This window comes from Colwellia sp. KS18-150 (genome assembly GCF_057551365.1).
Window position 1 is genome coordinate 344,252 of sequence record NZ_BAAJMC010000001.1, and the last position, 12,835, is coordinate 357,086.

The following is a 12,835-nucleotide window of genomic DNA, read 5'->3' on the forward strand; positions in this document are numbered from 1 at the left end:
TTAATTAAAACAATGATGTAGTTAAGGTTTGTTTTTATAGGGGTATAAAAGGGTATATAATTACTTGCTATTCTGTATTCTATTTTTTCTTTTATATGTTCGGTGCTTGTTAGAATTTAACTGGATTTAAACTATTGACTTGAATATCCCCAAAAATTTATTAAATTGTGGCTGAATATGTTGGTGTTGTTTATTTATTAAAACAAAGATAAATAATTAATGCGTTAGATAGTGTCAGCTTTCTTTGCACTTTAGTTGATGGCTTTCGTGTTTTGTTTTTATCTAATTGTTATTTATTGTTTTTTATTGTTGGTGTCTTTGTTGCTTGTATAGAAGTGTGCTGTTTTTAACAGTACATAATTAAATTAAACTAAAGAGGTTAGATAAGTTAAAATGAAAAACAAATTTATGAAAGGAATTATAGTTAGTGGGGTGTTTTGCATTGGCATTTTGAGTAATATATCACACGCTGGTATTATCACTCAAAACTTTCAAGGCACTGCTACATCTACTAACTGGATATTTGGGACAAATGGTATTAATTATGATTTTTCATGGGGAATAACTTACGACACCGATGCTAATCAGGGTACTTTATACTCACAGTATAGTGATGGAGTAAATGGAGTAGCTGAATTTGGTAGTGCTGGTTCTGACGATACGGAGATAGGAAAAGGAAGCCTCCATAGTACTAATTTTAGTGACGCCATTTTTACAGGTCTTCGTCAATCAGTTCAAGATGTAATAGACTCTGCAAATGCTAACAATACCTTTTTTGAATATTCTATAAGAGACTCAATGAATTTTAACTATGCTACTTATGGTTTAAATGCTCTTAGTGGAGGGTATGATACTCAGTTTTATAGTGCAGATGGAATATATGCATATTTTGGTAATGCTTCTGTTGGTTCACCTCTTACTGGTGCTGCAACAATACAATTATATCAACGAGACCTCACTACACAAGTGATTTCAAATACACAAGCTCAAATCTTGATTGGAGGCGCAGCTGTAGTTACTAGTGTACCTGAACCATCTACACTTGCTATTTTCGCATTAGGAATGATTGGTTTAGTATCGCGCCGATTTAAGAAATATTAATATTTAACTTTTAATATTAGACTCTAAAAAAGCATTAATTTTCATGATTGGTGTTTTTTTATATCTAGTGATTGTTAATTAAGGTTTTAATGGTCACTGTGCTGCCTAAGTTTTGTTTAGGGTGATTATTCTAAATTACCTTGCTTTCAAATTTATGAGTTCTTAGAGAGTTGGCTTGTGTCAAAATTGACTATTAATAACTTAAGGATACTATTTTTGTTTAATAGGTAGATAAACCGTATAATCGACCAATACTCCAGTCGTACTTTTACTATAGGGAACGACTTTATATCTAACTGGTTTATATGTAATTTTATGATTTCCCACAAATTATCTTGTGCGCCCATGCTCGATTGGACAGATCGTCACTGTCGTTATTTCTATCGTTTAATGTCAGCACACACTGTTCTTTATACCGAAATGGTAACAACAGGAGCTATTTTGCATGGTAAAGGAGATTATCTAAGCTATAACAACGCTGAGCACCCATTGGTACTTCAGCTTGGTGGTAGTAATGTAAAAGACATGACTGAATGTGCCAAAATAGCAGAGCAGTATGGATACGATGAAATAAATATTAATGTTGGCTGCCCATCAGATCGTGTCCAAAATGGTCGTTTTGGTGCCTGTTTGATGGCTGAACCGCAACTTGTCGCTGATTGTGTCAGTGAGATGCAGGCGGCTACTAGTATTCCTGTTACCGTAAAGTCTCGTATTGGTATTGATGATTTAGACTCATATGAATTTTTACACACCTTTATTGAGCAAGTTGCTCAAGCAGGGTGTCAGCATTTTATTATTCATGCTCGTAAGGCTTGGCTTACTGGTTTAAGTCCTAAACAAAATAGAGATGTTCCACCTCTTGATTACAGTCGTGTATATCAAATTAAACAAGATTTTCCCGCGTTAGAAATCTCAATTAACGGTGGTATTAAAACGCTTATTGAGACCAATGAACATTTACAGCATATTGATGGTGTGATGATTGGTCGAGAAATATACAATAATCCCTATATGCTCGCTGAAGCAGATCAATCAATCTACGGCAGCAATAAAACTAAAATATCTAGGCAAGAAGTTGTAAATTTAATGGCTGAATATGTAGATGATTATGTTAGTACAACACCTGAGCACGGAAGTAATCGAGCATGGCATGTACTTCGTCATACATTAGGTCTTTGCAATGGTTTAGCCGGTGCTCGCCAATATCGTCGATATTTGAGTGAATGTGCAGGTCAGGCGAATGCCAATGGCGATACACTTAAAGAAGCGTTTTTAAAAGTAAGCTCAATTTCAGCGTAATTGGTATCCTTCTAATTTGGTAAAATTGTAATACAAACTATTTTGTTACATATTTTACCAATAATTGGTTTTTTAAACCAAATCAGTGTTGTTTTAGCGGATAAATTAAAAGAATGTAAAAAATAATACAACTTTATTTCCTTTAAAATCAGTGTGTTGTTATTTTTATTCAACAATGGCACAACCTTTGTAACATTTGTTGCGACTTAACTTATATAGCTAACCATTATTAACCTAAAATTTTAGGCAAAAATATTTGGAGAAGTTATTAAAGTTTAAACAAATGATTAATAAGGAACCACCATGATAACTTCAGCGACTCTTTTTACTTTGATGATAGTACCTGCTGTTGCAATGCTAGCATTTTCTTTAGTCGTAGCTATTTTTGAACAAAAATCGTTATAGTGGCAAAGTCAATTTACCACTATAACCTTATACACTAACGTTACTACTTAGTTTCTTCCACTCAATAAAACCTGCTCTATTGCAAATATATCGATCCTTTCCTAGCAATATACTTTCCTAAATTCTTATATACCAAACAGCTTACGCATATATCCTCAGTTTACTTTCCTTTTATGGCAAATGACTACGTCAGCATAGCTGTTTTAAATCTCCTTAATCATCACAATATTTTATGTGGTTAATTTGACCACACTATAGGTTTATTTAACCAAAAAGTCGCATGACATATTATGTCTTTTTTTGTACTGTCTAGTGGTTTATTTATTTTATCCTTATAAATCATTAGTTTGAAAAATATTTTGCGGTTGGCACGGCACTTGTAATAGTTAAATCACAAATGATAACAACCAATACGTTGTTAGTTATTTAAACAAATTTTTATTTAAACCAATTAATAGATACATAAGAAGGAATTTCAACATGAACACATTTAACCGTAAAAATATTAGCGTTGCATTATTAATTACTTTAGGTGCAATTTTCAGTGTTAATGCCAATGCAGAACAAACTAGCAGCATTGAAAGCTCATTAACTGAGATGGTTGTCGAACAAAGCCAACAAGTAATGTCTGATTTATCAATGCAAGTACAAGAATCAATTAATGAAGAGTTAGCAAGTTTTAGCATCGACTTTTCTTTTGAGGAGTCAATTGCTTGGTTAACTGATGAAGAAGCTGAGCCAGAAGTAGTAAAAGTTAAACAAATTACACAAGTGAAAGTTAACTAAGAAAATATAACCATTGAAATACTAGGAGAAAGTTATGGGATTGTTTACACGTTTTACCGATATTGTTAATGCCAACATCAACAGCATGCTTGATAAAGCAGAGCAACCAGAGAAAATGATCCGTTTGATCATTCAAGAAATGGAAGAAACTTTGGTAGATGTTAGAGCTACAGCTGCTAAAAATATAGCAGAGCAAAAAACGCATGCAAGACGAGTGAAAGCGGCTCAAGCTAGCGTTGAGCATTGGCATAGTAAAGCACAGATAGCGTTAACTAAAAATCGTGAAGATCTTGCTAAGTCAGCGCTAGCGCAAAAGCACAAATATCAACATGATTTAACTCAGCTTGAAGAGGAAGCACAGCATATCAGTGAGTTTCTTTGCAAGATCCAAGAGGATGCTACGCAATTACAAGAAAAGTTGTCAGAAGCTAAGCGTCGTCAGGAAGCATTAACGCTTCGTCAAGAATCAGCGCATGTTCGTTTAAAAGTAAGAGAGCAAGCGGTTGTTTACAATATTGAAGAAGCGATGAGTAAGTTTGAACGATATCAACAGAAAATAGATAGAGTTGAAGCACAAGTTGAAGCTTACGATCTCACTCAAACTAATAGCAAAGATCAAAGCTTAACAGCTCAATTTGCAGAATTAGAACAAGATGAGAGTATCGAGCAAGAACTTGCCGAAATGAAGAAGCCAACGGTTAGTGCTTAAACGCATTAACCTAACCAGTAAGAAGGAAAAACATGATGAGATATGAAAAAGAGTACGTAGTTAATAATAAGCTAGCCAAAGACAGTATTCATAAGAAGTTAACTGGAGTTTGTGCAGGTATTGCCAGGCATTATGATCTACCAAGGTTAGCAGTACGAATAGCCGCTATTGCAGCGCTTATTATGGTTCCTGTAGCGACTGGTGTTGCTTATGTTGTTGCTACTTTGTTACTACCTGAGGGGAGATCTCGTTAATTTAAGCGTTAACGTGAAAATAGGAGTTAGTTATGTCATTTTTCAAATCTTTATTGTTAGCTATTTTAGCTACGTTATTTTTAACCTATGTATTAGGGATAAGCTTTTTACAGCTACTTGATATTAATGTTTATATGGATGGCGAATTAATTGAACCGTTAAAAGCAATAGGAGTATCCGCTGTGGCAACCGTTATTTTGGTGTTAATTGCACTAGCAATTGTATTAAGTGTTTTTGGCTCATTAATATTTCTAAGTTTATTACTGGTTGGCTCTTTAGCCATGGTAGCTGTAGGTGTTTTTTGGCCAGTACTATTGATTGCCGTGGTGATTTGGTTAATGACTAGAAATAAGAGTGGTCATCAAGAACATAGGCAATACAATTAACGTCACTCATTATAATATGAAATGCGTTTAAACCTCTTTGTTACCTATATCGCTCTTACACAGAGCGAGTAATAAACTATTTAAATCAAGATAAGTAATTCTCAAAGGTTTAATTAGCGTTACTTTCTATGGTAATGACAAAACCTAATCTCACGTTCACCTCGTTAATCATTGTATGTAAATTAATTAGCTGACTAAGTGAAATGAGTTTAGGTTATATATTACTTTATTAAGTCGCTTGAATTTCTTTGTTTATCATTAAGTAAGTCGTTTTTTTACTTGTGATTGAATGCTATGGTTAGCTAACTATTTTGTAAGCGAGGATGTTAAGCGTCAGATGAAAAATTACTATTTTATTTTATTATCTTTATTATGCAGCCAATTGAGTTTAGCTCATTCATCAAAAGCAGAAATTAGTGTTGAAAAAGCTTATGCCAGAGCCTCTATACCTGGTAGTAATATTTCTTCAGCATATATGATAATTACAAATAATGGTGAAAAAGCAGTGACTTTACTTGGCGCTAGCAGTAATATTTCACCGCGAGTTGAAATTCATCAACATACAATGTCAGATGGAATGATGCGTATGCGTAAAGTGGATAACGTGCAAATTAAAGCAAACGAGCGCGTTGTTCTACAGCCATCAGGTTTACATTTAATGTTATTTGATGTTACAAAGCCCCTGCAATCCCAACACAAGGTTGAACTAACCTTGCGTTTTTCCGATAAAAAGTCTGTATTAGTACAGGTTCCTGTGTATAGCCCCATACAGGAAAAATCAGCACAGGAAGCTGATAAAACGTTAACAATAATGCAGCATCACCACCACTAGATGCATTACTAGGAGCAAACAATGAAAATGAATTTTTCTGCAAAGACCATTAGCTATATTGTTATTGGTACTTTTTTATTTTTTTACTTTATTGGTGTTTATTGGAGCCTTATCCCAGATGATATTGATATCAAGAAAGAGGTAACTGCTGCGGCAACGGCTGAAAATGTCTCGCCAGTGGTTGGCTACACAACTACGACTACATTGATTAAAGCTGCACAAAGCATTCTAGATAAGCCGGGCGGCTATTTATCTAATGATGCATTACCTCCAGGAGTGTTTTTAGATAACATGCCTGCGTGGGAATTTGGTGTATTAGAAATGGTACGTGATATGGCATTAGTTATGCGAAAAGATCTAAGCCGTTCGCAATCACAATCATTAGCCAATAAACATATTAAAGTAGCGCAGCCAAAGTTTAATATTGACCATAAAAGCTGGGCCATGCCAAGTGCTGAGTCGGAATATAAACAAGCGATAAAAAGCTTATATGATTATCGAAATGCGTTGGTGGGTATTAGTAAAGATAAGGATGATCATGCACAGTTTTATGCAAGAGCTGATAATTTAGCTTCTTACTTTGAAGAAGTGCAAAAGCGTTTAGGTGGCTATTCACAGCGCTTAAGTGCTAGTGTTGGTCGTGAACAAGTTAATACCGATTTAGCGGGTGATAATGTTGCTCAACAATCAAGTTATGAGGCATCTCACGTTCAGTTGAAAACTAGCTGGTGGCAATTAGATGATGTTTTTTATGAGTCTCGCGGTGCCGCATGGGCATTAGTGCATTTTCTAAAAGCAATTGAGATTGATTTTGACAGTGTACTAGAAAATAAAAATGCTAAAATTAGTCTGCAACAAATAATAAGAGAGCTAGAAGCAAGCCAGCAAACGCTATGGAGCCCAATGGTGCTAAATGGCGATGGTTTTGGTGTTTTAGCCAATCATTCACTTGTGATGGCTAATTATATTTCTCGCGCCAATGCCGCATTAATCGATTTAACTGAATTACTAAGAAAAGGGTAACTTAATGAAAAAGGCAATATTAGCCGCAGGCTTAAGCACATTACTTTGTACGGCTGCACAAGCAGATACATTACTAGGTCTATACATAGGCGCTCAAGCATGGAATGTCGAGACTACGGGCAGTGTCGGTGAATTTAATAGCGGCGTGGACGAAGCTGTTTTACAAAAGCTTGACTTTAATGATCAAACTCAAGGCAGTTTTTACATAGCCCTTGAGCATCCAATTCCATTAATTCCTAATATCAAACTTGCTTCAACTACGTTAGATACTGATGGCCAAACCGTAATTACAGAAAGTGATTTTGAGTTTGGTGGTATTTCTTATCCAATTGATACAGTAGTGGACACTAAATTTAATGTTAGCTACTTAGATTATACTTTCTATTACGAGATTTTAGATAACGATTTAGTCACTGTTGATATAGGTATCACAGCTCGAGATTTTGATGGCGATATTACTATCACAGATGATATCGGTATTCTGTCAATCTCAGAGGAGAAGTTCTCAGCTATTGTTCCTATGTTATATGGCTCAGCAATTATCGGTTTACCGTTAACCGGTTTCAGTGTGTTTGCCCAAGGCAATTACACAGGGTATGACGATAGCAGTATTTATGATTTTCAAGCCGGTGTAAGTTATGCCATTTTAGATAACTTAGCGGTAGATTTAAATGTGGAGCTAGGTTACAAAGTAGTATCAATGGATATCGAAGATATTGATGATGTTTATGCTGATATGGAATTTAAAGGTTTGTACGCTGGCGCAACAGTACACTTTTAATCTCAGATCATACTAAATACTAGAGGCACTTAATTCGTTTTAAGTGCCTTTTTTTATCCTTAAAGGTTTGTCACCTGTTGGTAGCGTTTATGTAAAATTTCTACACGCTCTACATACACGCGTGTTTCAGCAAAAGGTGGAATACCAGCATACTTTTTCACTGCTCCTTCGCCAGCATTATAAGCTGCAGTCACTAAACGTTTATCACCTTGATATTTCTTAAGTAAGGTGGATAAATGTTTTACCCCGCCATGGATATTTTGCTGGGCAATAAATGCATTATGTACGCCAAGCTCTCTAGCGGTATCAGGCATAATTTGCATTAAGCCTTGGGCTCCTTGTTTGGAGATAGCATTAACGTCAAAGTGCGATTCAGCGTGGATAATAGCCCTTATAAAAGCGGGTTCAACGTTATAGAGGTAGGCTGCTTTATTAATCGTTTGTTGATATTGAGTAATATATAGTTTTGCATTATGCCAATCGATAAGTGAATTAACTTCGCATGCATAACAGCCCACTTTCACTTCTTCAAAATCGGCATTTAATGGTTCAATATCTGAAAAAGAAATGACACCGTCAGCAGATTTATATTTGTAAACACGAGCCTCTTGTCCAAAAGTGAGAGCACAAGGAAAAAATATAATGATTACCATCACAATAAACCGATTTTGTATTGAGGTAGTCATGTTGATTGAAAGCCCATAAAACTGTTATTTAACTACAACATAGCGCTTTAGTTTTTTGTTGTCTAAAAATATTTATATTCAAAGAAAAACTCTTATTCATTTTTGGAATAAAAAATCGTCATCTATTCTTTTTGGTTTTTATCTATATTGACTAAAATAGCTTTATAAATTGTTATAGGTGACTATTCTCATGACGAAAGAGCTGCTAAATATACAGCAAAATACAACGACAACATCAAGCGCACTTGATGTTAATCAGCTAAGTTTACTTCAACAAGCAACATCGAGTTATTCTTCGTTGCAGCTTGCATGGGCAAGTGGTTATTTAGCAGCAAAAAGTGAGCAAGGACAAACTGCACAAGTGAGTGTAGCGAGTGCGGCAACTGTGTCTAAAACACTGACTATTTTATATGCATCGCAAACAGGTAACGCTAAAGGTGTTGCTGGCCAAGTTGAAAAAAGTGCTAGTGCAGCGGGTATAACGACTAAGCTAATCAATATTAGTGATTTCAAAGCTAAATCATTAAAAAATGAAACACATATACTTATCGTTGCCAGTACTAATGGTGAGGGTGAGCCACCAGATGATGCTATTGAGTTTCATGAGTTTTTATTAGGTAAAAAAGCACCGAAATTACCAAACTTAAGCTACAGCGTATTAGCGCTTGGTGACAGCAGCTATGAGTTTTTCTGTCAAACAGGTAAAGATTTTGATGATCGTCTTAAAGAGCTAGGCGCTAAACAAGTATTACCTCGTGTTGACTGTGATGTTGATTATGATAGCGACAGTGAAAGCTGGACAGTTAGCATTGTTGAAAATCTTAAAGAAGAGTTGACTCAAACGGATGCGCCTTTAGCACCTGTAATTGACTTGCCTGTGGCTGCAGTAAGTCAATATAGCAAGCAAAACCCTCTTAGTGCTGAGTTTACCTTAAGTCAAAAGATCACTGGCCGAGATTCTGCAAAAGATGTTCGTCATATTGAAATAGATTTGGGTGAGTCTGGCTTAACCTATCAAACGGGTGATGCTTTAGGTGTTTATTTTGATAATAGCAGCGCATTAGTTGCTGAACTATTAACGACGCTGAACTTTAGCGGTGAAGAAAAGGTGAGTTTAAAAGTTAGTGGTGAACAACAAACTTTCTCACTACAAGAAGCCTTAACGACTCAATTAGAAATTACTCAAACGGCTCCTGCCTTTATTGAGTTTTGGGCTCAGCAAAGCGGTGATGAAAAATTAGCTAAAATTGCTGAAGATAAAAACGAAGCTAGAGAATTTGCTGGTAATCATCAAATTGTTGATGTTGTTGGTTTAGCAAAAGCTGAAATAGATGCTCAAACATTCGTAGATGCCTTACGTAAAATTACCCCTCGTCTTTATTCTATTGCCTCGGCTCAAGCTGAAGTGGAAGAAGAAGTACATTTAACGGTTGGCTTAGTTAATTATGAATATAAAGGTAAGCAACGTTTTGGTGGTGCTTCTCATTTCTTAGCTGAAGGTGTAGAAGAAGGACAAAGTGTTCGAGTATTTGTTGAACACAATGATAACTTCCGCTTACCAAGTGACGGTAATACTCCTGTTATTATGATTGGTCCAGGCACTGGTGTAGCACCATTTAGAGCCTTTATGCAACAACGCGAAGCTGATGAAGCCAGTGGTGATAACTGGATGTTCTTTGGTGATCAAACTTTCACGCAAGACTTCTTATATCAAGTTGAGTGGCAGAATTATTTAAAATCGGGTTTGCTATCTCGAATGGACGTTGCTTTCTCTCGCGATCAAGCTGAGAAAGTATACGTACAAGACCGGTTAAAAGAGCAAGCCAGTGAAGTTTTTTCTTGGCTTGAGCGTGGCGCACATCTTTATATTTGTGGTGATGCAAATCGCATGGCAAAAGATGTACACCAAACATTACTCGATATTATTGCCGAGCAAGGCAACTTGAGTGGTGAAGACGCAGAGCAATATTTAAAAGATTTACGTAGTAATAAACGCTACCAGAAGGATGTTTACTAATGACAAGCGAACTTATTGTAAAAGGCAAATTAGCCGATAATGAACGCCTAAAAGCAGAAAGTGATCATTTACGTGGCACTATTACTACCGATTTAAAAGATCGTATTACTGGCGGCTTTACTGCGGATAACTTTCAGTTAATTCGTACGCATGGTATGTATCAGCAAGATGATCGTGATATTCGTGCCGAACGTCAAAAGCAAAAGCTAGAGCCGTTACACAATGTCATGCTTCGTGCACGTTTACCGGGTGGTATTATCACCACTAAGCAATGGTTAGGTATTGATAAGTTTGCCGATGATCATACCTCATATGGCAGTATTCGTTTAACTACGCGTCAAACTTTCCAGTTTCACGGGGTATTAAAGCCAGATATCAAATTAATGCACCAAACTTTAAATAGCATTGGTCTTGATTCTATTGCAACTGCCGGCGATGTTAACCGTAATGTCTTGTGTACTTCGAACCCAGTAGAGTCAGAATTGCATCAAGAAGCTTACGAGTGGGCGATAAAAATTAGTGAACATTTATTACCGAAAACTCGTGCTTATGCTGAAATTTGGTTAGATGAAGAGCGCGTAGAAACTACTGAAGGTGAAGAGGTAGAGCCAATTTTAGGTAGTACTTACTTACCGCGTAAGTTCAAAACCACAGTAGTTATTCCACCAAATAACGACATTGACCTACATGCCAACGATTTAAACTTTGTTGCAATAAGCGATAATGGCAAGTTAATTGGTTTTAACGTGCTAGTTGGCGGTGGTTTAGCGATGACACACGGAGATAAGTCAACTTATCCACGTTGTGCAGACGACTTAGGTTTTATTCCATTAGAGAAAACTTTAGATGTTGCTGCTGCTGTTGTGACTACCCAACGTGACTGGGGTAACCGTGTTAACCGCAAAAACGCAAAAACTAAATACACATTAGACAGAGTTGGTATTGATACTTTTAAAGATGAAGTTGCTCGCCGTGCTGGTGTTGAATTTGGCGAATCTCGTCCGTATGAATTTACTCACCGTGGCGATAGCTTTGGTTGGGTTGCCGGTATTGATGGTAAGCACCATTTAACATTGTTTGTTGAAAATGGTCGTTTACTCGATTATGAAGACAAAACCTTAAAAACAGGTATGGCAAAAATTGCGGCAGTGCATAAAGGTGACTTCCGACTAACTGCTAACCAAAATATTATTATTGCTGGTGTTGCCGAAGCAGACAAGGCTCAGATTGAGCAACTGGCTCGTGAACATGGTTTACTGAACGACGGTGTTTCAAATCAACGTAAAAGCTCAATGGCATGTGTAGCATTTCCTACTTGTCCATTAGCAATGGCTGAAGCTGAGCGCTACTTGCCAACATTAGTTGATAATGTTGAAGATATTTTAGCAAAAAATGATTTAGCTGAAGAAAGCATTATTTTGCGTGTTACTGGCTGTCCAAACGGCTGTGGTCGTGCCATGTTGGCTGAGATAGGTTTAGTAGGTAAAGGTCCAGGTAAATACAATATGTATTTAGGAAGTGATTTAGCCGGTACTCGTGTTCCAAAACTTTATCAAGAAAATGTGAGTGAAAGTGACGTTCTAGAGCAAATTGATCTATTATCTTCGCGCTGGTCTAAAGAGCGTAATGATAAAGAAGCTTTCGGTGATTTTGTTATTAGAGCTGGCATTGTTGATGAAGTGAAAATTAGTATGAGAGATTTTCATGATGAGTAATTCACTTATCACTGCCAAACCTGACGTGGTGACGCAGTTATCAACAAATCAAGCGCTAAGTGTGAATCCGGTAAGTAATCGCTTTCCGGCATCACTGCCTAAGCCTTGGCTTGCACAATGGAATGAAGATTTAGAAGCTAAAACACCACTTGAGCGTATTGAATGGACAATGGAAAACTTGCCTAGTCAATTTGTGCTTTCTTCAAGCTTTGGTATTCAATCTGCGGTTATGCTGCATATGATGACACAGGTAGATCCCAATATTCCTGTGTTGTTAACAGATACAGGGCATCTATTTCCAGAAACGTACCGTTTTATCGAAGAAATGACGACACGTTTAAAACTGAATTTACATGTTTACAGTGCCGTTGAAAGTGCAGCGTGGCAAATGGCTAAATATGGTGAGCAATGGGACCAAGATGAAGAAGCCCTTAAGCAATACAACCGTAAAAATAAAGTTGAGCCATTAGAGCGAGGGCTATCAGAATTAAACAGTGGTACTTGGTATTCTGGTGTTCGAAGACAGCAGTCAGAGCATAGACAAGGTTTATCTGTGGTGGGTATATTACGTGGCCGTTTTAAAGTGCACCCAATTATTGATTGGAGTAACAAAGACGTCCATCAGTACCTTACCAAGCATGGTTTACCTTATCACCCATTATGGGAGCAAGGTTACGTTTCTGTTGGTGATGTACACAGTACAAGACCGTTAACTCTAGGCATGGATGAGAGTGAAACTCGCTTTGGCCCAGGTCAAAGAGAATGTGGTTTGCATACCGATGGTGATGGCATATAAAAAGTAGCGAAGTATTTATACTTATTAAGCTAATGTAAATTT

The 12,835-nt window shown here is 36.6% G+C and carries 13 protein-coding genes; 12 read left to right on the forward strand and 1 reads right to left on the reverse strand.

Annotated elements, in window-relative coordinates:
• The first annotated feature begins 393 nt into the window (after positions 1 to 393).
• From AC27IF_RS01655 to AC27IF_RS01695, 9 genes are all read left to right on the forward strand, one after another.
• Entirely contained in the window at positions 394 to 1,101 is a 708-nt protein-coding gene (locus AC27IF_RS01655; RefSeq protein WP_487051533.1) for a PEP-CTERM sorting domain-containing protein, read from the forward strand.
• A 315-nt stretch (positions 1,102 to 1,416) separates the two neighbouring features.
• Positions 1,417 to 2,403, forward strand: coding sequence for a tRNA dihydrouridine(20/20a) synthase DusA (gene dusA / locus AC27IF_RS01660; RefSeq protein ID WP_487051535.1), 987 nt, complete (start codon positions 1,417 to 1,419; stop codon positions 2,401 to 2,403).
• Positions 2,404 to 3,288: 885 nt separating this feature from the next.
• On the forward strand, positions 3,289 to 3,594 hold the full coding sequence (locus tag AC27IF_RS01665) for a hypothetical protein (protein WP_487051537.1): 306 nt from the start codon (positions 3,289 to 3,291) through the stop codon (positions 3,592 to 3,594).
• Positions 3,595 to 3,628: 34 nt separating this feature from the next.
• The gene (pspA, locus tag AC27IF_RS01670) at positions 3,629 to 4,303 is read left to right on the forward strand and encodes a phage shock protein PspA (protein ID WP_487051539.1); all 675 of its coding nucleotides are present in this window, start codon (positions 3,629 to 3,631) and stop codon (positions 4,301 to 4,303) included.
• Between the two features lie 32 nt (positions 4,304 to 4,335).
• Entirely contained in the window at positions 4,336 to 4,557 is a 222-nt protein-coding gene (locus tag AC27IF_RS01675) for a PspC domain-containing protein (RefSeq protein WP_487051541.1), read from the forward strand.
• A gap of 32 nt (positions 4,558 to 4,589) precedes the next feature.
• Positions 4,590 to 4,943 (forward strand): hypothetical protein, encoded by a 354-nt coding sequence (locus AC27IF_RS01680; protein WP_487051543.1) that lies wholly within the window; start codon positions 4,590 to 4,592, stop codon positions 4,941 to 4,943.
• Positions 4,944 to 5,280: 337 nt separating this feature from the next.
• Positions 5,281 to 5,775 (forward strand): copper chaperone PCu(A)C, encoded by a 495-nt coding sequence (locus AC27IF_RS01685; protein WP_487051545.1) that lies wholly within the window; start codon positions 5,281 to 5,283, stop codon positions 5,773 to 5,775.
• Positions 5,776 to 5,796: 21 nt separating this feature from the next.
• Positions 5,797 to 6,798 carry a DUF2333 family protein gene (locus tag AC27IF_RS01690; protein WP_487051547.1) on the forward strand — a complete coding sequence of 334 codons (1,002 nt, stop codon included), beginning with the start codon at positions 5,797 to 5,799 and terminating at the stop codon, positions 6,796 to 6,798.
• 4 nt (positions 6,799 to 6,802) lie between these two features.
• Entirely contained in the window at positions 6,803 to 7,579 is a 777-nt protein-coding gene (locus tag AC27IF_RS01695) for a TIGR04219 family outer membrane beta-barrel protein (RefSeq protein ID WP_487051549.1), read from the forward strand.
• 59 nt (positions 7,580 to 7,638) lie between these two features.
• On the opposite strand, the gene AC27IF_RS01700 is transcribed toward AC27IF_RS01695, so the two are convergent.
• Positions 7,639 to 8,265 carry a lytic transglycosylase domain-containing protein gene (locus AC27IF_RS01700; RefSeq protein ID WP_487051551.1) on the reverse strand — a complete coding sequence of 209 codons (627 nt, stop codon included), beginning with the start codon at positions 8,263 to 8,265 and terminating at the stop codon, positions 7,639 to 7,641.
• A gap of 190 nt (positions 8,266 to 8,455) precedes the next feature.
• Between AC27IF_RS01700 and AC27IF_RS01705 the strand changes: the two genes are divergently transcribed.
• Genes AC27IF_RS01705 through AC27IF_RS01715 form a run of 3 tightly spaced genes read left to right on the forward strand, consistent with a single transcriptional unit; the run spans position 8,456 to position 12,793 of the window.
• Positions 8,456 to 10,282 (forward strand): assimilatory sulfite reductase (NADPH) flavoprotein subunit, encoded by a 1,827-nt coding sequence (locus AC27IF_RS01705; protein ID WP_487051553.1) that lies wholly within the window; start codon positions 8,456 to 8,458, stop codon positions 10,280 to 10,282.
• A complete protein-coding gene (gene cysI / locus AC27IF_RS01710; RefSeq protein ID WP_487051555.1) occupies positions 10,282 to 11,997 on the forward strand; it encodes an assimilatory sulfite reductase (NADPH) hemoprotein subunit in 1,716 nt (571 codons plus the stop codon). Before AC27IF_RS01705 ends, cysI begins: the two co-directional genes overlap by 1 nt.
• On the forward strand, positions 11,990 to 12,793 hold the full coding sequence (locus AC27IF_RS01715; protein ID WP_487052203.1) for a phosphoadenylyl-sulfate reductase: 804 nt from the start codon (positions 11,990 to 11,992) through the stop codon (positions 12,791 to 12,793). The genes cysI and AC27IF_RS01715 overlap by 8 nt, the downstream gene beginning before the upstream one ends.
• Positions 12,794 to 12,835 lie beyond the last annotated feature (42 nt).